Genomic DNA, 26,155 nt, shown 5'->3' on the forward strand with positions numbered 1-26,155 from the left:
AGCTAAACTTTTTGCCTAGTCCCCAAATTTTGCGCTTGATCCCATTAGATTTGATCCTCAAAATAGACAATGTAATTTTTGAAGAACATAATCAGAATGAATAAAAACAAAAAAACCTCTAAACTGAATTAGAGGTTTTAAAGTGGTTTCTCCAGGAATCGAACCAGGGACACATGGATTTTCAATCCATTGCTCTACCAACTGAGCTAAGAAACCATTTATGTTTTTGTTTATTACTTCGTTGTTTTAAAGTGATGCAAAAGTATAATATTTTGTAACACCACGCAAGTTTTTTGAGTTGTTTTTTTGATGAAATGTATTAGTGTAGCCTGTTTTTGTATTCAATACTCTGTTCATCAATCATTTGGAAGGATTCTTTTTTTTTTTAATATTATTTTTAATAGTTTTCTGCCAGTGTATTTTCATTACTGAAATTGATTTTTATTCTGAAATGATTGTCCTTATATGTTCCTGATAAGACAAAAATTGAAAAATCTTATTTACATTTATAAAATATTGAAAATGAATATAAAAAGTCAAAAAGCGGCATGTTCAGGCTACTTTTATCGTTTTCTTTAGATTGTGAACAATATTAAGTATGCGATTTCTACCTCGACTTTGTTTTTCCCTCGAAACATGAATCGTTTAAAATTTTTGTTGTGTTTGAGTTCTGCAAAAATAGGTTCAACATCGTGACATTGTTGTGTTCGGAGCTTAATTAAGAAGTTTGTAACTCTTTTCTCTAATTTTTGGCAGTTTGGATTGTTTTATGAAGTAATAATTTAAGAAGGCCGTGATCGCTTAGTATAATGCAAAGATAAACCTGCTAAACATTTCCCCTAGCTTTTGAGACTGACCCCGTTAATCTGAAGAGAAAAAACGTTCTTTCTTTTACACCCCTGAGCTGCATTCTGAAGTTTTTTATTTTTGCATTGAGGGATTCAGCAGCAGCATTCGTGCTTCTTTGATCTTTACTTACTTAAAAGTTATATTTTAAACCACCAATAATATAACCTTGTAACGCTGCTGTAGAAGATTCATCTATACCTAGCTGACTTGTGTAACTGTTGATATACTGAAAAGAGTTTAGATTCAGGATGTTATTAAATTGCAGGTTATATTCAAAGTTCGATTTTTCTTTTCGATATGAAACTTGACCTCCAATTAAAAAATTTCTGAGTGTGTTCTCACCTGTTTTCTGTATTAAATATTCACCTAAAATATTCCCAATCCATTCCTTTTTAATGTTGGCTCTAATCCCAAAAGATAGTTTTATATTATCTTGCTTAGAAGTCGTATTATAAAAACTCTGTTCGAAAATACTTTTAGTAAAAGTGTAACCTAAATCAAACTGTAGGGGTTCGTTTTTAAAATTCGTAGAGAGTTTTTGAGACAGTTCAAAATTTTGGACGGTAGAAATGTTTTCATTATTACTTATAAAATTTACATTCTTAGTTAAAGCACTTGTAAACTTTGTTTTTAATGCATAATACTTACTAAACCTCCTATCACTGGCAAATAAAAATATCAATCTGTCATTAAATCTTCCTATTGTATTTTCCATAGCCGAAAATGTGCCATAATTGATGGTATTTGTCGTAAAGCTAGGTTTGGTTTTGTCATACATCAGCATAAGAAACATACTGCTTCCTTTTTCTAAATAAGCTCTGTGAAAGGTTAATTTATAACTATCTGTATTGCTTAACAAATCGGGGGTAAGATCCATATTTTGATTAAAGTATAAATCTTTTGTATATAAAAGGTTGTATTGCAGAAGCTTTAAAGTGGGAAGTTTATATATTGAGTTATATTCCAGGCTAATTTCTGTACTGGCTTTGGATGCAGGACTGTATTGGAATTTTAGCCTTTTCTCAAAATAAGGTTTCTTATATTCATTGATATTCAGAAAATGAGAACTTAAAGAAGCTGACAAATCAAATTTCCCGAATTGTCTGTATACATTCAGGTCATTGATATAATGATAGGTTTTTAATGTCCTATTCTCATTTGTCTGTGATAACAGCTCCGTAAGTTCTGACTTTTCATTTTTATAAGAAAATCCTGAATGAAAATTAAAATTGACAAGCTTGTTTTTATTCTTCAGGTAAAAGTCCAGTCCATATCTATTTGAACTCACATCATATTTCTGAAATAATGAATTCTTATAAGTCAGGAATAGATCATTATTTGAAAGTATATTTAAGTTTCCCGAATAATCTTCATTGATTTTACTGAAAGCGAAGATTATTTTTGAATTATTCAACTGTTTATTCCATGAAAGAAAATTACTAATCCCATTATTTTTTACATTATTTTTAATAATATAAAAATTGTCATCTGTGGAATATCGGTCTATATTTTGGTTAAAATTATCCTGAGTAGGATTGTAACCGAAATTATAGTATAAAAAACTCTCATCTGCAAAACTCTTTTTCAATTTTATTTGAGTAGTCCCTAAAAAACCCTTATTATTTTCTGCCCTTTGCTCATAAAAATTAAAATCCTTTGACTGCCCTTCGAATACAGTTCTTTTAGAGGCTGAAAATTTATTTAACTGAGCATTATTAAAAATAGAAAAAGCTGTAATACTAAAATTCTTTTTTGATTTAGAATATTGTAAAGCTCCAAACTGATTATCCTTAGATTTTACTTTTCCATCATTATTAAGAAAAGTAGGAATATCTATATTTGAATTATTATCAGCATTATCTATATCTTCCTGTGTATTCATTTCATAAAAATCCATAAAGCTAATCGGATCTTTAGCAATATTATTTGCATCTGCAATCAGAGCAAGGTTGCCAAGTTTTCCAATCCGGAACAAATTGGCATGCCCCAGATATGAATTTTTAGTCCCATAATTGCCTTCTATATTTCCAGTGATTTTTCCCTTATATTCTTCTTTGAGTTTTAAATTAAGTGCTGTGGAACGGTTTCCATTTATGGTAGTATAGTTTTGCCAAAGGTCAATACTTTCAACCATATTAGCTGAAATATTCTGAGTGGCCATTTTATGATTTTTTCCAAAAAAATCATTTCCTTCTATTAAAACTTGTCCTACTGATTTTCCTTTATAGGTTACTTTTCCATTTTCATTAATATTCAGACCTGGGAGTTTTTTAATGAGATCTTCCGTCGTTCTTTCTGTTCCGTCTCTTACTGCTTTCAGATTAAAAGCAATAGTGTCTTCCTTCGCACTCGCAATTTTAGGGCGAGCTTTTATTTCTACTGTAGGTATGATTTTGACCTGTGATTCTAATACAATTTCAAAATCAGTTTTTTCATTTGTATTAATTTCTAGAATCTTTGTTTTGTATAATAAAGAGGTAATTTTTAAGGAAAAAATTCCTTTCTCGGACAGCCGGAAATTGCAAACCCCTTTATCATTTGTCTTTTGAAAGTCTATGGTTTTTTCATTTTTAAGAAGCTGAACATTAGCTTCCGGTACAGGATTTCCGTTCGCTTCCTTAATTTCAATATTAATATTAATGTTTTGTGAAAAAGAATAGCTGAAAAACAATAGAAAAATAATGATTGGAAATTTTAAATTCATTATAAACGGATATCTGTATGCGTTTCTTTCACTTTTGATGCTTCTTTCATAATTTCCTGAATTTTATCTTGATCTTTTTCCTGATCTAAAACTTTAAGTTTTGGATTCATAGGTTCAAAATCCGTTTCTTTTCCTTCATTACTTATTTTCGTAGCATACACAATAAAATTTGGAGATTCTACTTTTAATACAAGACCGGGAAAACTATTATATACATAAGGACCTGCACTTACCGGGAACTCCTCCGCATACCAGACTTTTACTAATCCTCCTCCACTCAGTGTGACTTCGGCTAATTTACATGTGTATTTTTCAATCAGTTCAACGTCATTTTTATACTCTACTTTAGAAAATTTAGGAGCATAATATTTATAATATTCTTCGTCTCCAAAATTTTGGTATTGATAGAAGCCTGAATCATTTTTTTTATGATAAATTTTAATAGGTTTTATAACGAAGGATTCTTTTGTTATGCTGGTAGTTCTTTCATCAACTTTTTTTCTTTCTTTCTCGTTTTCAAATCTTTCAGTAGCAATGTTTTTGTAAAAAGTATTGCCATTATGAAAGTAAAGGACTTGTTTTTGGGCTTTTTTAAGCTGTTCCTGTGCCTGGGTTTTAAATGCATCTGAGGACTCTGCAGAATATTCGCTAAGATCCTGCTTATTTACATATTCATATTCTACTTTTAAATTTTGAGCACTAATAAAATTTAAAAAAAATAAATAGATAAAAAGAGTGTATTTCATATCCAATAAATTATATTTACAAGAACGCCTATTTGTTTAGGCGTTCTTATTATTTATACTTTCAGTAACTATTTCTTAGCAACCATACCAATATGTGGTCATCACTAAATCAGTTGATTTTGTTACGATAAGATTTCCCATACCATCATCATAATAACTGTATGAAACCTCAGTCGTAAAAACAGTTTTATGGCAGATGTTTTTAACCTCTTCTACCTTTTCATTATTTTTCACCTCTTCCAAAGAATTTACTTTGTCATATGTATATTTCAAAGATACAGTTTCTTTGCTTTCGTGAGAAAAATTATGAACCGGTGTATTGCTTTTAGCAAATCCTAGTGTTGTTCCTGCAAATAAGAACGCTGCGAATAATAATGTTTTCATTTTAGTTTAATTTTTTTAGATGATTAATATTTTTGTCATATAATCCCTGACAGTGGTTTTTGCTGATCAGCTCTATTTATACTTTTCATACTGCGCATTACGAAAAGAAAAATATTTGTGTTTTTTACCTGAAACAAACTTAGGCAAGAGTTGAGCAGAAAAAAAACAATAGGTATCAGGATTTATAAATCTTGGATAAACATTATAAGAAATTTATAAATATAGAGAGGAGAGATATGATTTAAACCGCTATTTAACAGTAATTTAGAATGGAATCTCATGTAATCATTAAGATAGGATTTAAAATGCTTATTTTTGCACTTTGAAACACAATATGCAAAAGAAGTTCTTCTTTTTTCTACTTATTTTTTGTCAAAATTTATATTTTTCACAAAGTATAAAGGGATTTCGTATCCCAGACTCCTTAAAACAAAAGAGTTTTGAGCAACTAGAAAAATCCTTTGAAAAACAACTTTATATCAATACAGATAAAGCTGGAATTTATGCTAATACAATTCTTTTGAAGGGCAAGAAAAATAAAAATGGTGAAAAAATGGCTGATGGATATGAGTCATTATATAAAATAAGCAATAATAAGCCGGCCATTTCATTTATAGACAGTATGATTACTGTATCCAAAAAAATGCAAAATTCTGAATATTTGTCTAAAGCTTATCGATATAAAGGAGTTTATTATTATTATGTTGCTAATTATCCCAAGTCGTTAGATAACTATTTAATTGCTAGAGATTATGCTGAAAAGGATAGTGAACTTTACCATAATATAAATTCCTGTATAGGTCTACTAAAGCTTGAATTGCAGAATTATCAAGAGGCTTTAAAACTCTTACTAGGATATAAAGATTATTTAGAAAAAAATAATCTTACAAATCAAATCAATTATGAAAAATGCTTATATAATTTGTCTTATGCCTATCACGTAAGTAATAATTTAGATTCTTCAAATTATTATGTAAAACATGGGTTTGAACAAAATTCAAAAAGTAAAGATCAAGATCTATATGCTTCTTTATCATTAGTTTCTGGCATCAACACTTTCAAACAAGGAAATTACAAGCTTGCTTTACGAATTTTGGAGAAAGCATCCAAAATTTTCACTAAAAACCCTGACAATATTCAAAATGTAGCTCTAAGTGAGTATTATATAGGACAAATTTTATATCATATTAAGAATAAAAATTTTATAGCTCGATTTGAAAAAGTAGATTCAATAATAATAGCAAGTAAAAATGTGTCGTATGAATTACGAAATACTTATCCCCTTTTAATTGATTATTATAAAAAAACAGGAGACAAGGAAAAACAATTATTTTATATTGAACACCTTTTATCTGTAGATAGTATCTTAAATAAGAACTATAGCTTTTTATCCACACAAATCAATAAAAAATATGATACACCTCTTTTGTTAAATGAAAAAGAAAGCCTAATTGCAGATTTAAATTCTAAAAATTACACCTTATTCTGGTTGTTGGGTGTAGGTGGTTTGCTTATAGCTAGTTTGATATTTTTACAAATAAAAAATAGAAAAAAAATAAAACTATATCAATTTAAAGCCAACTTATTAGCTAAACATCAAGATATAAAAGATGTTATCTCAGAAGAAGTTGAGGTAACAGATAATAAATTAACCTACCCCTCATTAAAACAGGAAACTGAAAAACCTAAACAGTCGAATCTATCTTATAATAAAATTAAACAACTTAGAATACAATTAGAAGAATTCGAAAGAACCAAACGTTTCCTAGATAAAACGATCAATCTAGATTTATTATCAAAAGAACTTAATACAAACAGGGCGTATTTATCAAAATCAGTAAATGAGCTCAAAGGACAAAATTTCCCTCAATATCTTAATGAATTAAGAATTAATTATATTGTTGAAGAACTAAAGAAGAATAAAAATTTACAAAAACTTACAATTGCTGCTATTGCAGATGAAGCAGGATACAATAATGTGGAATCTTTTACTAATGCTTTTAAAAAAATTACAGATACCTTACCTTCTTATTTTATAAAAGCATTAAAAGAGAAAGATAAAAAATGATTTTTAATTGTCATATAATCAGTTGATTGTGTTGTAAGTTGTACGGAATTTATAAATTTCGGTATGCAGTTTTTGAATAATTATAGATTAATTTCGTTGATTTGCAAGTGAACTTAAATTAGAAAACAACAAAATGAAACAAAAAAAAGAAATCTCGAAAAAATTATCTTTAAAGAAATTACAGCTAACGAGAATTATCAATCCTAATTCAATTAAAGGAGGTAGCGATCTGAATTATTTTAATGGAGATGATGAGCCAACTGGTACTGGTAGAACAAAGAGATAAATCTACGTAATGATACATCGATTAATTTTCATATTTTTTATCCACATTATTTTTGGCATGTTGAATGCCCAGAAAATAAAATTAGCTCCATCAAAGCCTGTTACTGAAAACTATTTTGGAATTAAGGTCGTGGATGAGTTCAGGAATTTTGAAAATTTAAGAGATCCTTCGGTCATTAACTGGATGCAATCACAAACCAATTATTCAGATTCAGTTCTTAATAAAATTCCTAACAAAGAATATTACGTTAATAAAAGAATCGAATTTGATCAACGTCAATCATTTTCCGTAGATAGAATTAATATTACGGAAAATGATTTTTGTTTTTATTTAAAGAAAAAAGCTGAGGAAAATACAGCAAAATTATATTACAGGAAGGGATTTAAAGGTATAGAAACAGAGATTTTCAATCCCGAAAACTATAATCCGAAGTCTGATAAAAAATACATAATTAATTATATTAAACCTAATTATGATGGCTCTAAGGTGGCTATTGCACTAACAGAAAGCGGAAAAGAAATTTCTGAGATGATTATATATGATTTGAATTCTCATAAAATACTTCCAGACCTTGTTACAAATTGCTGGCCAACGAATGGGGGAGGTATTTCATGGCTTTCGGACAATAATAGCTTTATTTATCTCCGGTTTCCTGTAGTAAATCCTAATTCAGACGGGTTTATGAAAAACATGCAGGCCGTTGTTTATAAAATAGGACAAGATCCAAAAGAACTGAATGTAATTTTATCAAAAAAAAATAATCCTGACTTAAAAATAAATCCAGAGGACTATCCTATAGTAAAACTACCTACAAAAGAAAGCCAATATTTATTTGGTTATATAGCAGGTGCTACAAATTTTAATGATACTTACTTCCAACCAGTTAGTCTTATTAATAAACAAAATCAATGGAAGCTGCTCTTTTCTAAAGAGGAAAAAATTGATGGATTTATTGTGAAAAATGACAGTATAATTTTTATATCAGAGAAAAATGGTGTTAATGCTATTTATTGTACATCATTGAAATCCCCAGATTTTAAAAATCCTAAACTAATAATTCCTAGCATCCCCAACGAAGTAATTAATGGACTTTATCAAATTAAAGACGGCTTTGTCTTTAGCAGTTCAAAAAATGGTGTGGAAGTTAAACTATACCTTTATCAAAATAATAAAATTGAAAACTTGATATTGCCATTTCCATCAGGTGATATTACCGTAACTACCCAAAGTAATGAGTCCAATGACTTCTGGATAAATTGCACAGGATGGAAAAATGATAATGAACGTTTTAAATTTGATTCAATAATAAAAAAATTTACTCCTGAAAATTTAGCATCGATTGTAGAGTATCCTGAATTCAAAGATATTATAGTAAAAGAAATAACTGTCAAATCTCATGACGGACTAGACATTCCACTTTCTTTAATATATAAAAAAGACCTCCCGAAAGATAAAAGAAATCCCCTTTTAATAGATGCTTATGGTGCTTATGGAATCAATAACAGCCCATTTTTAGATATGACATTTATGCTTTGGGCATTAAAAGGTGGTATTGTTGCTATTGCTCATGTAAGAGGAGGCGCAGAAAAGGGCGAATTATGGCATTTAGGAGGCTTTAAAGATACTAAGCCCAATTCTTGGAAGGATTTAATATCATGTGCTGAATATATGATCAGTGAAGACTATACATCTGCCGATAAAATAGCCATTTGGGGCCAAAGTGCAGGAGGTATTACAGTAGGAAGAGCTATGACTGAAAGACCTGACCTATTTAAAGTTGCTATCATAACAGCAGGAATAGTAAATAGTTTGAGAATTGAGGCAATGCCAAACGGATTAAATAGTGTCAAAGAATTTGGTTCCAAAAATATTGAATCCGAGTTTAAGGCTCTATATGAAATGGACGCATATCATCATATTAAAAAAAACATAAAATATCCGGCAACCTTTATTACTACCGGCATCAATGATCCGCGGGTAGCCCCTTGGATGCCTGTTAAATTTGCCGCAAAACTACAAACAGATAATACCGCAAAGAATCCTATTTTACTTAAAGTTGATTATAAAGGTGGACATGGTGGCCGAGATCTTCTTTTAAAGCAAAAATACTTAAATTTATCAGATATTTTCGCTTTCGCTTTATGGCAACTAGGACATCCAGATTACCAACTAAAAGAAAACACAAAAAAATAAATGTCACGTTTTCCGTATCAATTTTTTGATGAATATGTAGTGCGTACTCCTTTATTTTCACGCAAAAACTTTCAACAGACAATAAGTAGCAAAGATGAAATTACAGATGCAGAACTGAAGGAAATCTGTATCAATCCCATATTTCAGGAAGCTGTTTATTTGGCTTCGCCAGATTTACATGATGAGCTGGCTAAATGGATTAATTCAGAAAAAGAAAATCAAAAGCTAAAACAAACCCTGTTAAAATATTATAGCCGAATAAGTACGCGATGTACTCCATTCGGCTTATTTTCATCGGTTGGGTTGGGATCCTTCGACAAGCTTATGATGACAATTCCAATTTCAGAAAAAATTAGAGATACCAAATTGGATATGCACTTTCTTGTTTCCTTAGCTCAACATTTTGTGCAGCTACCGGAGATAAGAAACAAGCTTTTGTTTTTTCCTAATAACAGTATTTATAAAGTAGGAAGCAGGATCCGCTATATAGAATACCAGTACAGCGAAGGAAAAAGGGAGTATATTATTTCTTCGGCCCCACTTTCTGAGGAATTACAGCAGATATTAAATTTTTCAAAAGAAGGAAAAACGATACGGCAAATTGCGGAAATTTTGATTGATGAAAAAATCATACAAGACGAGGCCCTGGAATTTGTAGAAGAACTCATCAATAATCAGGTATTGGTAAGCGAATTGGAACCTAATGTTTCTGGAAACGATTTTTTGGATACTATCATTACTATTTTAGAGAGAAGGGAAATAAAAAAAGAAGCTGAGATTTTAATTTCGATAAAAAATAAATTGAATGAATTAGACCAGAACATTAATAATCCAATCGCCAGGTATGCTGAAATAGAAGAATTAATAAAATACTTTGCAATAGAATATGAGCCAAAGTATCTCTTCCAGACTGATCTTTATAATAAAGCATTGTCTTATTTGCCCTTTGAATGGAAAAGACAATTAAAAAAGGGAATAAGAATCTTGAATAAAATCACCTTGAGTCAAAGGGAAAATGAATTTTCAAAATTTAAAAAAGCCTTTAGTGAAAGATTTGAAACGCAGGAGTTGCCATTGCTGTATGTTCTGGACAATGAAATAGGTATTGGTTACAAACAAAATATTTCTTCAAAAGGTATTCATCCTTATTTGGAAGATCTGATTTTTCCGGTTTTACAAAAAAATCAAAACAAGAATATTGAGCTTACTCCGGTTCATCAGATCCTTAATGAAAAGGTGCAGGAAGCTTTATCTGATAATCAGTATAGTATTACATTATCTGATGAAGATTTCAAAGATTTTGAAGAGAAATGGGACAATTTGCCGGATACCATTTCCATAATGACAGAGATAATTTCTGATAACAGCCAGGAAAAATTATTATTAAAAAATAGTACCGGAAGTAGTGCAGCTGATCTTCTAGGGCGATTTTCTTCAGAAAAATCACAAGTTCAGAGTCTCACAAAAAAGATTACTCAAAAAGAACAAGGGCTGAATCCTGATGTGATTTTGGCAGAAATTATCCATTTACCAGAAGCAAGAATAGGAAATGTAATCAGAAGACCAACTTTAAGGCAATATGAAATTCCTTATTTAGCCCAGTCGCTTTTCCCTGCAGAAAATCAAATACAAGTTGAGGATTTGTATATTTCCTTTAAAAATGATGAAATTGTTTTACGGTCAAAGAAATTGAACAAGAAGATCATTCCTTATTTAACAAACGCTCACAATTACTATACAAATACTCTTCCTGTCTATCATTTTTTATCTGATCTGTATTCTCAAAATACCAGATCCGGGCTTTATTTCAGCTGGGGTGGATTAGAGCATATTTATACATTTCTGCCAAGAGTAGAATATGATAATATTATTCTTTCAAAAGCCAGATGGAAAATTACTGAAAAAGATATTTCTTCTTTGGATGTATTAAATTCAGATAAAGAAGATTTCTTGCTGAAACTAAGAAATTGGAGAAGCAAAAGAAAAACTCCTGTGTGGATTCAATGGGTAAAGTTTGATAATACTTTAACCATCAATCTGGAGAATTACGATATGGCAAAGCTTTTTATTCAGGCTGTAAAAAGTGAAAAGTCAATCATTATAGAAGAATTTTTATATAACGAAAATGATGAATTTAAAAGAGAATTCATTTTCCCCATGCACAAAAATAAATAACTGTTGTGATAAAAAGAAAATTTGTTCCGGGAACTGAATGGCTGTATCTGAAAATCTATACAGGGGTGAAAACAGCAGATCTTATTTTGGAGGAAGCAGCACAGCCTTTGGTAGAATACTTTCAGGAAAATGATTTTATTTCAAAATGGTTTTTTATCCGTTATAATGATCCGAAACCACATTTAAGAATAAGGTTTGAATTAAATAGTATTGATAACTCTAATAAGATTATTGACAAAATAAATGAAGCCCTATATGAATCTGTAGAAAGTGGAGAAATTTCAAACATTATATTTGATACTTATAATAGAGAAATTGAACGTTACGGGGAAAATACCATTGAAGATGCTGAAACCTTATTTTGCAAAAACAGTGAATTTACTTTTCAATGTCTGCACTATGATGATGAAGAGAAAATTATTGTTTCTCTTTTCTATATTGATGAAATGTTGAATAAGCTAAACCTTTCAGTTCAGGAGAAACTAGATTGGATCAAAGATTTTAATACAGCTTTTAAACAGGAATTTAATGCTGATAAAAAATTAAATTCTCAATTGGATAAAAAATATCGGGAGTTTAAACCAAAATATTTAGATTTTACTAGGTCGGTAGATTTTTTGGAAGAGCGGAATGTTATTATTTCTAATATTGAAGAGAGTAATTTAGCGTTGCGGAATATTATTGACCATCATAAAAATCAATCTTTAGGAATATCATTGCAAAGCTTTTTCAGTAGCATTTTTCACATGAATATCAACCGGTTGTTTGTTTCTAATCAGCGATTGTTTGAGATGGTTATTTATGATTATCTACTAAGGTATTACAAAATGAAATTATATATTCCATAATCCATATCATTTCTGATCCCTGGTATACGCAAAAATACAAAAAAACCTCTGACTAATCAGAGGTTTTAAAGTGGTTTCTCCAGGAATCGAACCAGGGACACATGGATTTTCAATCCATTGCTCTACCAACTGAGCTAAGAAACCATTATATTTTTGTTTGACTTACTTCGTTGTTTTAAAGTGATGCAAAAGTAGTAAGTTTTAGTATACAAAGCAAGTATTCATCATACTTTTTTTGCGTAAAGTTAAAAACCTACTGATTATCAGCCGGATTATTTTCCTGCTCTTTTCTGATCTGCTCACTCATCTCTTCCAATACTGGTTTGATCGTGTTTTCCGGAAGATCACTGATTCTGATATACATCAATCCGTCAATCGCATCATTGAAGTTAGGATCCACGTTAAAAGCAATTACTTTGGCATTTTGTTTAATATATTTTTTGATCAGAACAGGAAGTCTCAATTCAGGTTCAAGATCATCAATAATCTTGTCCAGCTTATTCAGGTCAGATTCCATTTCCTCAAAGAAAATGTTTTTATCCCTGTCGCGAAGCTTTACCTTGTATTCGTTTCTCGGAGTGATATATTGAGCTACTGCAGAATCAAAATAATTAGAACGCATAAACTCAATCATCAGCGATTTTGAGAACTCAGAGAACTTATTAGAGATACTTACACCACCCATAAGAAATTTATGATCAGAATTTCTCAGACATACATGCACAATCCCTCTCCATAAAAGGAAGAGTGGAAGCGGTTTCTGCTGATATTCCTGGCAGATGTAGGCACGTCCCATTTCAATCACCTTTTTAAAGAAAGGGTGGATGTCCTGCTCAAACTCAAACAAAGAGCTTGTATAAAAGCCTTTGACACCATATTTTTTCATCACTTCTCTACCCAATGCCATTCTGTAAGCACCAGCCAGTTTTTTCTCACCGTTATCCCATAGGAAAAGGTGGTGGTAATGCTTGTCATACTCATCAAGGTCAAACGGAAGATTACTTCCTTCACCTACCGCACGGAACGTAAGCTCTCTCTGGCGTCCGATTTCCCTCATAATAGATGGAATTTCCTCGTAAGTCGTGAAATAGATCTCATAATTCCCGTTACTGAAAAGCATTTTATCAGTTCCTCTTAATTTGTCGACATCTTTAATGATATCTTCGAGAGGCGTTTCATCAATGATATTCTGAACAATATTTTCTTCCTTCAATAAAGGAAATTTTACAGATAAATTCTGAAGATTGATACTTTGAGCAAGAGATTTTCTTTTTTCATAATAAGATTTCATCATATAAACCTTACGTTTCAGAAACTCTCCCAATTCCTCAATTGTTTCCATATCATCCATTGCCTTCACAGTAATAGGACGCCCGATCCTGATTCTGATAGGTTTTTCCCTGTCATTCATCATTTCCGCAGGAAGCATAAGTGTCTGTAAATTCGGGTGAAGCTTAGCCACCTGATAAAAAAGTCTGCTGTTCTTGGCATGGAAATACATAGGAACTACCGGCACTTTAGCCATTCTGATCAGCTTAAGTGCCGTTTTTTCCCATTCCTTATCTAAAATTTCTCCGTAAGGATTATTCTTGTTGGAAACTTCTCCTGCCGGGAAAATACCTACACAGCCTCCGTTTTGCAAATGCTTGAGTGTTTCACGCATTCCCGAAGAACTGCTGTAAGCTTCTTTTCTGTTTTCAAAAGGATTTACAGCGATCACATAAGGTTCCATCGGTTTGATCTTCTCCAAAAGGAAATTACCCATTACCTTGAAATCCGGACGAACCTCTGTGAGAACCTTGCACATCAGGATTCCGTCAATAGCACCCAGCGGATGATTGGAAACCAGAATAAATGGCCCCGTTTTCGGAATCTTTGCCAGATCTTCTTCAAAAGCTACATAGCTTAGGTTTCTTTCTCTCACAAATGAGTCGAAAAAGTCTTTGCCTTCCTTGTCTTTTAGTTTGTCGTATAATTTATTTACTTCGTTTATTTTAGCAATGCTCATCACAGCAGATGCTACCGGGTTCTTGAGAAACCCAATTTTATTTAAGCCGGAAGCTTTGATCAGATCGTTTTTCGAAATTAAACTCATGTGTGTTTAGTCGCAATTAATATTATTGTGTTACCATTTGAAGCGTATTCTTGGAGATTTGTTCCAATAATACATTTTTTTCATGGTAAAATTTATCAATGTGATCCTTCTTCGCATTTCTTACTGTGAATAAAGATACATTTTTAATTGCTTCGGTTTTAAAAATTTTTTGAAGCTCGTCGTTAAGCTCATCAATATGATTAAATTTATCCTCAAGGCACAGTGCCAGAGAGATCGCAGAATTCTGCATCAGGGAAACTTTGATCTTATATTTGGATAAATATCCGAAAATCAGGCTCATATGATCTTCTGCAATAAAAGAGAAGTCTCTGGTAGAGATTTTCAAAAGATCCTGGTTTTCTTTTAGAATATAAGATTCTTCCTGTTGATTTTTGTCGGAAGCACCTACTTTTGTTCCTTCTTTGGTAGGATCTACGAAAGATTTTACATAAAAAGGAATGTTTTTTTGCTGTAGTGGCTGCAGGGTTTTCGGGTGAATAACACTTGCACCATAGTAAGCCATTTCAATAGCTTCCTCATAAGAAATATTGGAAAGAAGAGTTACATCACTGAACTTTCTCGGATCTCCGGTCATTACTCCCGGTACATCTTTCCAGATTGTCATTGCTTCAGCATTTAAGCAGTAAGCAAAAATAGCAGCAGAGTAGTCAGAACCCTCTCTTCCTAAGGTTACCGTAAAATTGTTGTCGTCTGAACCAATAAATCCCTGAGTTACATAGCATATTTCAGGATTAAGATGAGAAATAAATTCTTCCGTTTTTTTCCAGTCTACCGTACCTTCTCTGTAAGAATTATCGGTTTTTATATAATCTCTGGCATCCAGCCATTGATTTGTAAACTGAATTTCATTCAGGTATTCACTCACTATTTTTGTTGAGATCATTTCGCCGCAGCTTACCACCTGATCGTATACGAAGTTGTAGTTTGGCGATTTATTTCTTCTTAAAAAAGAATCAATATCATCAAAAAAAACTTTGATTTCAGTAAAAACAGCATGATTTTCAGGAAAAAGTCCTTCCGCAATCTCAATGTGTTTTCGTTTTATCTTTTCAATCTCAGTTTGATAGTTATCTTTTTTGAAATAAAGTTCTACAACTTTTTCCAACTCATTGGTCGTTTTACCCATTGCTGAAATTACCAGCAAGCATTTGGCAAATCCCTGGCTTTTTAGAACCATGGACACGTTTTTTACACTGTCGGCATCTTTTACTGATGCTCCACCAAACTTGAAAATTTTCATTAAATTGTTAAAAATAAAATTGTTAGATAAAAAATTACATGAGTTTTTTACGGACGTCAAAATTATAAATTTACAACGAGATATGAAATAGCCATGTGCGGAGATAGAATTAAGATTTCCTTAAAATCAACAATTCATGAAATAATCTGAATTTTTTACAGACATTAAGCAGCAAATTTGGAGGTCATATTTTCAGTAAAACCCTGATATTACGTTGTGTTTCGCTTGTATCTCTCTGAAATACAGTGATTAATCTCTTTTTTAATTAAATTTTCTTAATGCGATAAATTTTCCGAAATTTGGGCAAAACGTAAAAAGAAAAATATGTCAAATCAACCATTACAGACTTTAGGAGAATTTCTTATAGATAAACAGGACGATTTTCAGTATTCTACAGGTGAATTTTCTCGTCTTCTAAGTGCAATAAGATTGGCTTCGAAAGTGGTAAACAGAGAAGTAAATAAAGCCGGAATTGTAGATATAACAGGAGCTGCAGGAAACCAGAACGTTCAAGGGGAAGAGCAGCAGAAATTGGATGTGATCGCTAATGAAATTTTTATTACGGCTTTATCTCAGAGAGAGGTTGTTTGTGGTATTGCTTCTGAGGAAAATGATGATTTTATTGATATTAAATGTGGTGAAAACGGACATTTAAGCAAATATGTGGTATTAATTGATCCTTTGGATGGATCTTCCAATATTGATGTCAATGTTTCCGTAGGAACTATTTTCTCCATCTACAGAAGAGTTACAGAACCGGGAACTCCTGTGCAGCTTGAAGACTTTTTACAAAAAGGTGTTAATCAGATTGCTGCGGGATATGTTATTTACGGTTCATCTACCATGATTGTTTACACAACTGGTAACGGAGTAAACGGATTTACATTAGATCCATCTTTAGGAACGTATTATCTTTCTCATCCTAACATGACTTTCCCAAAAACAGGTAAAATCTATTCTATCAATGAAGGAAACTATATCAAATTTCCGCAGGGAGTAAAAAATTATCTTAAATACTGCCAGATGGAAGAAGGTGACCGTCCTTATACTTCAAGATATATTGGTTCTTTGGTTGCAGACTTCCACAGAAATATGCTGAAAGGAGGAATTTATATTTATCCATCTTATTCACAGGCTCCCAATGGTAAATTAAGGCTTTTATACGAATGTAATCCAATGGCATTCCTTGCAGAGCAGGCAGGAGGAAAAGCAACAGACGGATTCAGAAGAATTCTTGAAGTAGAACCTACAGAACTTCACCAGAGAATTCCTTTCTTCTGTGGAAGTATTGAAATGGTAGAAAAAGCTGAAGAATTTATGCGTATTGACAGCGTGAAGTAAATGGAAGCAACGTATTTACAATATTTATTACAATTTAAACGCCCGAGTGGAACATCTCGAGGCGTTTTGCTTGATAAAGAGACCTTTATTCTGACTATTTCCGAAGAAGGAAGAAAAGGAGTAGGGGAATGTGCTGTTTTCAGAGGACTGAGTTTTGATGACAGGCCTGATTATGAAGAAAAACTGAAATGGCTTTGTGAAAATATCAATCAGGACAGTGTTTTTTTGAAGAAGGAACTGAAAGAGTTTCCTTCGATCTGGTTTGGTTATGAGCAGGCCATTCAGAATTTGAAATATGGAGGTAGTCTTTATTTTCCAAGTGAATTTACCGAAGGAAAATCTGCCATTACCATTAACGGCCTGATATGGATGGGCGATGCGGGATATATGGAAGAACAGATTCAGGAGAAGCTGGATAAAGGATTTCATTGCATTAAATTAAAAATTGGTGTCGATTGGAAATCTGAGCATGTTATTCTTCAGAAACTAAGAGAAAAATTCTCCAAGGATCAGCTGGAACTTCGTGTGGATGCTAACGGAGGATTCAGTAAAGAGGAAGCGTTAATTGTTTTACATCAGCTTGCCGATCTTCATATCCACTCCATTGAGCAGCCTGTCAAAGCCGGAAATTGGGATGATATGGCAGAGTTATGTACAAAAACGCCTATTCCGATTGCATTGGATGAAGAACTGATCGGAATTACTGATCCTGAAAAAAAGAGACAGCTTTTAGAAAAAATTAAGCCTCAATATATTATTTTAAAACCTGCCCTGGTAGGCGGCTTTTCAGGATCTGATGAGTGGATTTCCCTGGCTGAAAATCAGAATACAGGCTGGTGGATTACCTCAGCTCTGGAGAGTAATATCGGCTTGAATGCCATTGCTCAGTATACATTTACCAAAAAAAATCCAATGCCTCAAGGTTTAGGCACTGGAGCTTTATTTGTCAATAATTTTGAATCTGATCTGGAGCTCAGAAATGAGCTGCTATGGTTCAAATATAACAAAAGTAATTAACATAACGGTGCAGGTGAATCTGGACAGGTCGTCTGCCCACAATAATCCGGCTGCCATGATCTGCAGCACATTGCAGACGGATTCCAGCTGTTACACCCAAGAGGCGGTCTTCCTCCTTTGATGGTTTTTAATTCCCCTCTTTTGATTTTTTTTAGATTTTTCATGATAATAATTTTATTTGATTGTTAAGTAAATGTCGATAACTTTTTTTAATTATACAACATATGGAGAATTATTTAGTAACATTTAACAATTCCTCTGAAATGTTTGAATAGTTTTGAATATGAGTTTGGTTGGTTGCATTCTTTTAGCATGGCAATCCCTTCCTGTTCAGAATATATAAATTTTTTTTATCCGGTCTGTAGGGGAGACCTGGTAGCTGTGGTTCGGATATTTTTTTGATTTAAAGGTTGTTACTCAATTAAATCACATCTTTTACAAAGATGGCTTTCTTTAAATAATTTAATATAAAAGAAACCCTTTTTTTAATCTGTCCCATAATAAAAAATTATATTTCCCTAATGTATGAATTAGCAATCTCTGTGCCATACTGTAATTGAGAGCTGATTTTAACATAGGGTTTATTTTTAAGAATTCTTCTAATTATTTGTTAAGAAATAATTGTGAAAATATTTTCGTTATCTTTTGTTCTGCTGGTGATAAGATTTCTGTCAATTCCGTATAAATTCTGGAAGATATCATTTTGTACCTGCGAGCTTGAAAGATATCCCCAATGGTTTCCCACTTCATATTTATAGCTGTCCAGAAGATCATCTTTTACGAAGGTACAATCAATAACAGACACAATATCTTTATAATGATCAATTCCGCTGGGACCGTTTTTGCCAAGTCTTGGGGTGAGAATGTTTTTTGTAAACTGAGAAGCCCCCAGAATAATATCCTGTCTGTTCAAGTAAATAGAAATCCTGTTGGCCAATAAAGGAAGTTTATTAAATGAGTCCTCTGAATCTTCAAATACTTTATAGCTCACATCAGCATTCAGCAGTACAACCTGGTCAATGACACGAAGGATATTTTCCCTTTTAAGGCTGTATAACATGCTTTGAAGCACTCTGTTTCCCATAGAGTGTGCCATTAAATGTATTCTTTGATTGCAGGGAGTAAGATTCCGGTTGGAAAAAATATCTTTTAAAAATTGAGTATAGAAATAAAACATTCTCATCAGAGATGTTCCGGAATTGATACTGGAAGCCTTATCATCAAAATAGCTCAATGGGATGATACTGCCGGAGGCCGGCCAGCTCACAAATAAGATATGCTCTACAGGAGACGCGGGATTATCAATGAATATTTTCTTAAGATCAAGGATAGCCTTTAATTCATCATCAAAATCATACAAATAACCATGGATGAATATCATTACATCACTTCTGTCTTTGGTGGAAGACATGTTTTTGTACAGTTCATAAAACATTCTTTGGGTTCCGCCAAGATTATTGGCCGTAAGAGAAGATTTTTTAATTCCTTTTTCACTCAACAGAACGTCTAAAACTTCTTCATAACCCTGTTTTTCGGGTTCAGAAAAAAGTTGGTAATTTAAAATATTTCTGTTGGTGTAATCTTTCTTCTTTTTGGCCTGAGCGCTTGGTTCTTTATAATTGTCAAAATCACATTTAGCGATTCTGAAATTAGGAATTGAGTATTCTTCATTGGAAAAAGAGTCTACTTTTTCGCCTTTATGCCGGATAATTTTCCGGTTGCTTAAGATATAAACGGCCATAAGGGGTAATGGGTTAAAATGGTATTAGCTTTCCCAAGTTAGTGAAAAGTATTGAATTACAATCAATGAGGCTTTTAAATTATCACTTTTACAAAAGCTTATTTTTCCGTAACTTTGTGAAACTTTTTTTGCTAAAAAATAAAAGCTACTTTAATGGAAGAAGAAAAAAAATCACTCAATTTTATTGAGCAAATTATAGAAGATGATTTGGCAAACGGTCTGAAAAGAGATCAGATCCGTTTCCGTTTTCCACCTGAACCGAATGGATATCTGCATGTAGGGCATACAAAAGCTATCTGCATCAACTTCGGTCTTGGTGAAAAATACAATGCTCCCGTAAACCTTCGTTTTGACGATACGAACCCTGAAAAAGAAGAACAGGAATTCGTAGATTCTATCATGAAAGACGTTGAATGGTTAGGTTTCAAATGGGATAAAGTTTTGTACGCATCCGATTACTTCCAGCAGCTTTACGATTGGGCAGTTCAGTTAATTAAAGAAGGAAAAGCTTACGTAGATGAGCAGCCGTCTGAAGTGATTACTGAGCAAAGAAAGAACCCCGCAGAACCGGGAATTGAATCTCCATACAGAAACCGTCCTGTGGAGGAATCGTTGGATTTATTCGAAAGGATGAAAAACGGAGAATTTGAAAGTGGTTCAATGTCTCTTCGTGCAAAAATCGACATGGTTTCGCCCAATATGAATATGCGTGACCCTGTGATGTACAGAATTTTGAATAAGCCTCACCACAGAACAGGTACAGCCTGGAAAATTTATCCAATGTACGACTGGGCTCATGGTGAATCTGATTATATCGAACAAATTTCGCATTCATTATGTTCTTTGGAGTTTGAAAACCACAGACCTTTGTACAACTGGTATTTAGATCAGGTTTACGAAGAAGGAAGAGTTAAAAACAAGCAGAGAGAATTTGCAAGGATGAATGTTTCCTATATGATTACTTCCAAAAGAAAGCTTCAGAGACTGGTTGCTGAAGGGGTTGTAACCGGATGGGATGATCCTAGAATGCCTACCATTTCAGGGATGAGAAGAAAAGGATTTACTCCTGCTTCTATCAGAAACTTTATTGAGAAAGTAGGAGTAGCAAAAAGAGAAAACCTTATCGAAATTCAGTTGCTTGATTTCTGCGTGCGTGAAGACCTGAATAAGGTTGCCAAGCGTGTGATGGCAGTTGTAGATCCCGTGAAATTGGTGATCGAAAACTATCCGGAAGACAAAGAAGAATGGTTGGAAACTGAGAATAATCCTGAACAGGAAAATGCAGGAACAAGAGAAGTACCATTCTCAAGAGAAATCTATATTGAACGTGAAGACTTCAAAGAAGAAGCTAACAATAAATTCTTCAGACTTAAACTGGGTGGAGAAGTTCGTTTGAAATCTGCCTATATCATCAAAGCTGAAAGAGTAGAGAAGGACGAAAATGGTGAGATAACAACCATCTATGCTACCTATGATGAGAAGAGTAAATCGGGAAGCGGAACAGAGGAAAGTTTAAGAAAAGTAAAAGGAACTTTACACTGGGTATCTGCAAAACATGCTATTCCTGTAGAAGTAAGAATCTACAACCAACTGTTTACAGTGGAACAGCCTGATGCGGAAAAAGATGTAGATTTCTTAAACTTCATCAACCCTGAGTCTGTAACAACGGTAAAAGGATTTGCTGAGCCAGGCCTGAAAGACGTTGCTGTGGGAGAACCATTACAGTTCCAGAGAATCGGATATTTTACAAAAGATCATGATTCTACAGATGATACATTGGTATTTAACCGAACAGTAACTTTGAAAGATTCTTATAAACCTGAATAATTTTCAGGAACAGATCATAAAACAAAAGCAGGACTTACATGAAGTCTTGCTTTTATTATTTAATAGTTTAAAATCTGAAATTTAAGATTCTACTTCAGGAAATCCTTGTCCTGATAGGTGGGGTTTGGATATTTAATTTATAAAATCCATGTGCTCTAAATTTTTGATTAAAGATATTTTTATTCGATGATCTTTTAGCCTTTTACTCCTTTTACCCATTCCTGAAATCTGGTCAGGAAAGATTCATGCTCTTCCTGTTCTTCCGGACGGTTTACAAGGATATGTTCAAAGTAAGTTCCTTTTAATATTTTTCTTAAAATTCCTTCTCCTAAGAAAGGTTTATAATCATTCAAAGCCTGGGTAGCTTTTAATAAATGTCGGATGTCATATTGTAACGGATTGATATCCGGAACCTGCTTATTAAGATTCAAAAGATTGTAAACTGCTATTCTCGCCGTTCTCACAGAGCTTTCCATGGTGAAGACAACATCATTATTGGTTTCTACAAACTGTCCTACAAGACCTAAGTTGGTACATCCTTCAGGAACTACTCTAGGACGGTCTCCCATTGCTCTAGGCATGAACATAGAAGTGATGTAAGGCATGAATGCTGTACGTACAATGGTGTTTTCTATAACGTTATCGAATTGATCCGTCATTCCAAGGTGATAACATAGCTCAGCAAGAATTTCGTTTCCTGTACACTGAGGCATTGGCTTTTTGATAAAATTACCTTCTTTATCCATCAGTAAAGCGTATACCCATACTACAAGAATGTCATCCGGCTGGGTAGGGAAGTGCGGCTGTCTGTTGCAGGTAAAGCTCATCACCCAATTAGAATCTGTAATGGTAATAATTCCTCCCGTAGCAGTTCTTCCTGAATAAGGATCATTTACACACAGTTCTTTCAGTTTTTCTGTAAAGGCAGATGGACGACAGGTTAACGTAGCAGATTCCCATGAAGATTTTTCAATATGACTACAGAATTTTTCAGGCTTCCCGAACACTTCAGATTTCGCTGCAAGATTTTTCCACAGTTTCCATCCGGCACTTTGTCCGGCGCTGCTGTTGTCTATCGTAACTTCGGGAATAGTATTGTTGTCTCCGTAGAATGTACTTTCAGTCATAGATCCGGTAGTTACAATTACGTAGTCGTCTTTACCGATCGGTATTCTTACTTCTTCGCCATTTTGTTCAGTGATGATTCCTTCTACTGTTTTTCCTTCAGTATTAATATGAATATCAAGATCTTTTACCAAAGTGTTGAACTGGATCTGTACTCCTTTTTCCACAAGGAAGTTTTTTAATGGAGTTACGTACGTATCGTACTGGTTATATTTTGGGAAAACAAGGCATGAGAAGTCTTTCATTCCGTCAATGGCATGAAGAAATCTGTGCATATAGAGTTTCAGTTCCAGTAAGCTGTGCCAGTTTTCGAAGGCAAACATAGAACGCCAGAAAAACCAGAAATTACTGTTCAGGAAAGACTCAGAAAAATAATCTTCAATGGTAAGGTCGTCCAGCTCTTCTTTTTTCTTTAGCAACAATTTTACAATGGCCAGCTGATCCTTTTTCTCAAGTCCGAATTTACTGAAATCCTTGATCTGTCCCTGATTATGAATGAGTCTTGCTTTGGAATAGTTCGGGTCATTATCATTTATGAGGCGGTATTCATCCAGCACACTGTAAGGCGCAGGCAGCTCCAGGGCAGGAATATCCTGAAACATATCCCATAAATTTTCATAGGTCATATCCATTTCTCTTCCTCCACGTATGATGTAACCGTCTTTGGCATTACCGGCTCCATCCAGAGATCCGCCTTCCACATCCAGCTGATCGAGAAAAATAATATTTTTGCCTGGTACACGGCCATCACGGATAAAATAATACGCTGCCGACATACCGGCAATTCCGCTTCCTACAATATAGATTTTACTGTTTTCGTAAGATTGCAAAGGAATACCTTTATTACGTTGGTAATTTCCGATCTGGTCGGAGAAAGGCATCGTCTTTTCAGGAGTGTTAATCTGAACTTCTTTACTTGAATCCGGTTCGTGGTTTACTTTGCCGAACTGCTCAGAGGCATTTAAAACTTTATCGAATTTTGAATTGATCGTACTCATCTTTTATTGTTTTTAATTAACAGTATAAAGGTACCTCTATTCAGAAAGCGAGATATATCCTCAAGTTCAGAATTATTATCCCCAAATTCTCATGACTGAATATTTTCTTTAGTTCTGTATTCCGAAGGTGAAAGCGTCGTATGTTTTTTAAAGAAACGGCCGAAGGCTGACGCCGAATTAAACTGAAGTTCAAAGGCAATTTCTGATATGGTGATCCCGGGATTTCCAAGCATGACATAAGCTTCTTTAAGCAGCGCTTCATCAATAACCTCATGAGGGGTTTTTCCACTTGCTTTCTTAATGATTTCGATGAGGTATTTATTGGAAACATGAAGTTGGTCTGCATAAAACTGAACCCCCCGTTCCCTGGTGATATTTTCACGGACCAGTTTACTGAATTTGAGATAAAGGTCTTTTTTCCCTTCTTCTTTTTCCGGATTGGAAGCATTTTCCTGTTCCATAATCTCAGCAGTCTCCAGCAGAAGATTGAAAATAATGGTACGGATAATCTCTTCCGTAAACTTTCCCTGCTTTTTCGATTTTTTATCAAGGTAGTCCAGAAGGTTTTGCAGGAGTGAAGAATTTGTTGCCGTAGTTTTTACGATGCTGTATGAACCTTTGGGAAAAAGATTCATTTTTTCAATAATAAAAGGATTGGAAATATTTTTAATCAGAAAATTCTTGTCGAAGAACAGCAGTTTCATCGTAAAATCTTCACTAGTCTTTACAAATTTTACAATCGTGGAAGGAGCAGCCATAAGAAAACTGTGGGCCTCTATTTTATATTTCTGACGGTCTATCTCAATATTAATTTCTCCGGCAGTACAGATACACAGAGCGTAATAATCCATCCTGAAAGGAGCCTTAGGGAATTTGAAAATGGGTTTCCCGGAAGAAATGTAATAGGATTGCAGGCAGTCAATACTGTAAAAGGATAGCGTATCATGTAAATTTTCGTAGGTTACCATTCTTAGTATTGATTAAATTTTATGGTGTTTTGAAGAGGTTTTTAGCTTAAATAGCCTTACTGTTACTGCAATTTACGATTTTTATAAAAGTCTTTGGATTTTATATTTAAAATAATCCATTTTTACACTGACAGGCTGTTTGTATGGAAATTATTGATGAAAAAGGTTTTAAATAGAGGCTTTTTGGGTTATTTTTAGCTAATTTTGCACTTTCAAATTTCCCCAAAATAGTATTGTGAGATTAATTAACGTATATACGAGTTCTTTCAAAGGACTCTCGCAGGAGAGTTGGATGCTGGCGTTGGTAATGCTCATCAACAGGGCCGGTTCTATGGTACTTCCGTTTCTGGGAGTTTATATGACCAATCATTTACATTTCAGTATTGAAAATTCCGGAATTGTACTGAGTTTTTTTGGAATAGGTTCGGTCATTGGATCATGGCTGGGCGGTATGATCACGGATAAAATAGGAGAATATAGGGTACAGAGCCTGAGTTTACTGCTCAGCGTTCCTTTATTCTGTCTGATTCCGCTTTTTACAACGGAAGCTGGTCTGGCGGGAATTATTTTAGCCCAAAGTATTGTAAGTGAAACGTTCCGTCCGGCCAACTCGGTGGCGATTACCAAATATGCAAAACCTGAAAATATTACCCGTGCTTTCTCGCTCAATCGTATGGCTGTTAATCTTGGATTTTCCATTGGTCCGGCGCTGGGTGGTATTTTGTCGGCTATTTCTTATGAATTTCTGTTTTTCAGCAATGCATTGGCTGCTTTGCTGGCAGGATTGATGTATATCTGGTTTTTTAAAGACCGTGCAAGACTGGCGAAAGAGAAAGCGAAAAAGATAAAAGAAGCGATTGTTATTAAAAAGGAAAGCTCACCCTATCGTGACGGTAAATTCTTGATTTACTGCGTATTTTGTATGTTGTTTTCCATATGTTTCTTCCAGTTGTTCAGTACGCTGACGATATTTTATAAGGATACAGCACACCTGAGCCAGCAGAATATCGGGTATATTCTCGGATACAGTGGTTTCCTGATTGTACTGCTTGAAATGGGACTGGTACAGATTGCTGAGAAGTATTTCACATTAGCTTTTACGATGTTGATCGGGACTTTCCTGTGTGGTATTTCCTACGCTATGCTTGCTTTCGATTACAGTTTGATTACGCTTGTATTGTCTATGACACTGCTTTGTGTAGGAGAAATATGGACCCTCCCTTTTATGTCAACTATTACGGCATTACGTTCGGGAGAAAACAACAAAGGCGCTTATATGGGATTGAACGGAATGTCGTTTTCTATTGCCTTTATCATTACACCTTATGTAGGAACACTCATTGCAGAAAAATTAGGATTCAATGTACTATGGATCGGAACCGGATTACTTGCAGTATTTATTGCGATTGGCTTTTACTTTATCATTCCATGGATGCTTAAGGATAAAAATAAGGTAGAAAAAGAGATTATATAGGCCTTTGATTCATGAATTTAAAAATAAAAAGTTTCCGGGCAATTTCGTAGAAATT

At 33.6% G+C, this 26,155-nt stretch carries 18 protein-coding genes, 2 tRNA genes and 1 pseudogene; 9 read left to right on the forward strand and 12 right to left on the reverse strand.

From position 1 onward, the window contains the following. Positions 1-143: 143 nt before the first annotated feature. The 5 genes and pseudogenes from EK417_RS07480 to EK417_RS07505 form a co-directional block, all read right to left on the reverse strand. A tRNA-Phe gene (locus tag EK417_RS07480) sits at positions 144-216 on the reverse strand. A 359-nt stretch (positions 217-575) separates the two neighbouring features. Further along, positions 576-731: pseudogene (locus tag EK417_RS21680) on the reverse strand (transposase); the annotation flags it as partial. A gap of 248 nt (positions 732-979) precedes the next feature. Further along, positions 980-3,553, reverse strand: coding sequence for a TonB-dependent receptor (locus EK417_RS07495; protein WP_136521791.1), 2,574 nt, complete (start codon positions 3,551-3,553; stop codon positions 980-982). Beyond that, the gene (locus EK417_RS07500; RefSeq protein WP_136521792.1) at positions 3,553-4,299 is read right to left on the reverse strand and encodes a GLPGLI family protein; all 747 of its coding nucleotides are present in this window, start codon (positions 4,297-4,299) and stop codon (positions 3,553-3,555) included. The genes EK417_RS07495 and EK417_RS07500 overlap by 1 nt, the downstream gene beginning before the upstream one ends. A gap of 75 nt (positions 4,300-4,374) precedes the next feature. Next, complete coding sequence (locus EK417_RS07505) at positions 4,375-4,683, reverse strand: hypothetical protein (RefSeq protein WP_136521793.1); 309 nt, start codon at positions 4,681-4,683, stop codon at positions 4,375-4,377. A 334-nt stretch (positions 4,684-5,017) separates the two neighbouring features. On the opposite strand from EK417_RS07505, the gene EK417_RS07510 reads away from it, so the two are divergent. The 5 genes from EK417_RS07510 to EK417_RS07525 all read left to right on the forward strand — a co-directional run bounded on the left by EK417_RS07510 (position 5,018) and on the right by EK417_RS07525 (position 12,253). Next, positions 5,018-6,751, forward strand: coding sequence for a helix-turn-helix domain-containing protein (locus tag EK417_RS07510; RefSeq protein WP_136521794.1), 1,734 nt, complete (start codon positions 5,018-5,020; stop codon positions 6,749-6,751). 133 nt (positions 6,752-6,884) lie between these two features. Then, positions 6,885-7,037: a hypothetical protein gene (locus EK417_RS21005; RefSeq protein ID WP_168801945.1), complete on the forward strand. Its 153-nt coding sequence runs from the start codon at positions 6,885-6,887 to the stop codon at positions 7,035-7,037. A gap of 9 nt (positions 7,038-7,046) precedes the next feature. Next, positions 7,047-9,230 carry a prolyl oligopeptidase family serine peptidase gene (locus tag EK417_RS07515; RefSeq protein WP_136521795.1) on the forward strand — a complete coding sequence of 728 codons (2,184 nt, stop codon included), beginning with the start codon at positions 7,047-7,049 and terminating at the stop codon, positions 9,228-9,230. Further along, a complete protein-coding gene (locus tag EK417_RS07520; RefSeq protein WP_136521796.1) occupies positions 9,231-11,405 on the forward strand; it encodes a lantibiotic dehydratase family protein in 2,175 nt (724 codons plus the stop codon). Positions 11,406-11,410: 5 nt separating this feature from the next. Next, positions 11,411-12,253, forward strand: a complete 843-nt coding sequence (locus EK417_RS07525) for a thiopeptide-type bacteriocin biosynthesis protein (protein WP_228457909.1) — start codon at positions 11,411-11,413, stop codon at positions 12,251-12,253. A gap of 71 nt (positions 12,254-12,324) precedes the next feature. Here EK417_RS07525 and EK417_RS07530 read toward each other — a convergent pair. The 3 genes from EK417_RS07530 to EK417_RS07540 form a co-directional block, all read right to left on the reverse strand. Then, a tRNA-Phe gene (locus EK417_RS07530) sits at positions 12,325-12,397 on the reverse strand. A 109-nt stretch (positions 12,398-12,506) separates the two neighbouring features. Next, positions 12,507-14,348, reverse strand: coding sequence for a bifunctional lysophospholipid acyltransferase family protein/GNAT family N-acetyltransferase (locus EK417_RS07535; RefSeq protein WP_076596049.1), 1,842 nt, complete (start codon positions 14,346-14,348; stop codon positions 12,507-12,509). A gap of 22 nt (positions 14,349-14,370) precedes the next feature. Next, positions 14,371-15,609, reverse strand: coding sequence for an aspartate kinase (locus EK417_RS07540; protein WP_110366726.1), 1,239 nt, complete (start codon positions 15,607-15,609; stop codon positions 14,371-14,373). A 324-nt stretch (positions 15,610-15,933) separates the two neighbouring features. On the opposite strand from EK417_RS07540, the gene fbp reads away from it, so the two are divergent. Continuing rightward, positions 15,934-16,950, forward strand: coding sequence for a class 1 fructose-bisphosphatase (gene fbp / locus EK417_RS07545; RefSeq protein WP_076596047.1), 1,017 nt, complete (start codon positions 15,934-15,936; stop codon positions 16,948-16,950). Then, complete coding sequence (locus EK417_RS07550) at positions 16,951-17,967, forward strand: o-succinylbenzoate synthase (protein ID WP_136521798.1); 1,017 nt, start codon at positions 16,951-16,953, stop codon at positions 17,965-17,967. Here the strand turns inward: EK417_RS07550 and EK417_RS21010 are convergent. Beyond that, a complete protein-coding gene (locus EK417_RS21010; protein ID WP_168801946.1) occupies positions 17,964-18,131 on the reverse strand; it encodes a bacteriocin-like protein in 168 nt (55 codons plus the stop codon). The genes EK417_RS07550 and EK417_RS21010 overlap by 4 nt on opposite strands. 446 nt (positions 18,132-18,577) lie before the next feature. Then, on the reverse strand, positions 18,578-19,708 hold the full coding sequence (locus EK417_RS07555) for an alpha/beta hydrolase (protein ID WP_136521799.1): 1,131 nt from the start codon (positions 19,706-19,708) through the stop codon (positions 18,578-18,580). 153 nt (positions 19,709-19,861) lie between these two features. Here EK417_RS07555 and EK417_RS07560 point away from each other — a divergent pair, with 153 nt between their 5' ends. Next, positions 19,862-21,535, forward strand: a complete 1,674-nt coding sequence (locus EK417_RS07560; RefSeq protein ID WP_136521800.1) for a glutamine--tRNA ligase/YqeY domain fusion protein — start codon at positions 19,862-19,864, stop codon at positions 21,533-21,535. Between the two features lie 194 nt (positions 21,536-21,729). Here the strand turns inward: EK417_RS07560 and EK417_RS07565 are convergent, their stop codons facing one another. Further along, complete coding sequence (locus EK417_RS07565) at positions 21,730-23,658, reverse strand: oleate hydratase (protein WP_136521801.1); 1,929 nt, start codon at positions 23,656-23,658, stop codon at positions 21,730-21,732. An 89-nt stretch (positions 23,659-23,747) separates the two neighbouring features. After that, entirely contained in the window at positions 23,748-24,626 is an 879-nt protein-coding gene (locus EK417_RS07570; protein ID WP_136521802.1) for an AraC family transcriptional regulator, read from the reverse strand. Positions 24,627-24,918: 292 nt separating this feature from the next. On the opposite strand from EK417_RS07570, the gene EK417_RS07575 reads away from it, so the two are divergent. Beyond that, positions 24,919-26,100, forward strand: coding sequence for an MFS transporter (locus EK417_RS07575; protein ID WP_136521817.1), 1,182 nt, complete (start codon positions 24,919-24,921; stop codon positions 26,098-26,100). The last annotated feature ends 55 nt before the right edge of the window (positions 26,101-26,155 follow it).

This window comes from Chryseobacterium candidae (genome assembly GCF_004916905.1).
GTDB classification, from domain to species: Bacteria; Bacteroidota; Bacteroidia; order Flavobacteriales; family Weeksellaceae; genus Chryseobacterium; species Chryseobacterium candidae.

Excerpts from the sequence above, each read along its gene's own strand:
- EK417_RS07570 (WP_136521802.1), bottom strand. The coding sequence starts at position 24,626 with ATGGTAACCTACGAAAATTTACATGATACGCTATCCTTTTACAGTATT.
- EK417_RS07575 (WP_136521817.1), top strand. The coding sequence starts at position 24,919 with ATGCTGGCGTTGGTAATGCTCATCAACAGGGCCGGTTCTATGGTACTT.
- EK417_RS07520 (WP_136521796.1), top strand. The coding sequence starts at position 9,231 with ATGTCACGTTTTCCGTATCAATTTTTTGATGAATATGTAGTGCGTACT.
- EK417_RS21010 (WP_168801946.1), bottom strand. The coding sequence starts at position 18,131 with ATGAAAAATCTAAAAAAAATCAAAAGAGGGGAATTAAAAACCATCAAA.
- EK417_RS07500 (WP_136521792.1), bottom strand. The coding sequence starts at position 4,299 with ATGAAATACACTCTTTTTATCTATTTATTTTTTTTAAATTTTATTAGT.
- EK417_RS07535 (WP_076596049.1), bottom strand. The coding sequence starts at position 14,348 with ATGAGTTTAATTTCGAAAAACGATCTGATCAAAGCTTCCGGCTTAAAT.
- EK417_RS07550 (WP_136521798.1), top strand. The coding sequence starts at position 16,951 with ATGGAAGCAACGTATTTACAATATTTATTACAATTTAAACGCCCGAGT.
- fbp (WP_076596047.1), top strand. The coding sequence starts at position 15,934 with ATGTCAAATCAACCATTACAGACTTTAGGAGAATTTCTTATAGATAAA.
- EK417_RS07505 (WP_136521793.1), bottom strand. The coding sequence starts at position 4,683 with ATGAAAACATTATTATTCGCAGCGTTCTTATTTGCAGGAACAACACTA.
- EK417_RS07515 (WP_136521795.1), top strand. The coding sequence starts at position 7,047 with ATGATACATCGATTAATTTTCATATTTTTTATCCACATTATTTTTGGC.
- EK417_RS07560 (WP_136521800.1), top strand. The coding sequence starts at position 19,862 with ATGGAAGAAGAAAAAAAATCACTCAATTTTATTGAGCAAATTATAGAA.
- EK417_RS07510 (WP_136521794.1), top strand. The coding sequence starts at position 5,018 with ATGCAAAAGAAGTTCTTCTTTTTTCTACTTATTTTTTGTCAAAATTTA.
- EK417_RS07565 (WP_136521801.1), bottom strand. The coding sequence starts at position 23,658 with ATGAGTACGATCAATTCAAAATTCGATAAAGTTTTAAATGCCTCTGAG.
- EK417_RS07540 (WP_110366726.1), bottom strand. The coding sequence starts at position 15,609 with ATGAAAATTTTCAAGTTTGGTGGAGCATCAGTAAAAGATGCCGACAGT.
- EK417_RS07555 (WP_136521799.1), bottom strand. The coding sequence starts at position 19,708 with ATGGCCGTTTATATCTTAAGCAACCGGAAAATTATCCGGCATAAAGGC.
- EK417_RS07495 (WP_136521791.1), bottom strand. The coding sequence starts at position 3,553 with ATGAATTTAAAATTTCCAATCATTATTTTTCTATTGTTTTTCAGCTAT.
- EK417_RS21005 (WP_168801945.1), top strand. The coding sequence starts at position 6,885 with ATGAAACAAAAAAAAGAAATCTCGAAAAAATTATCTTTAAAGAAATTA.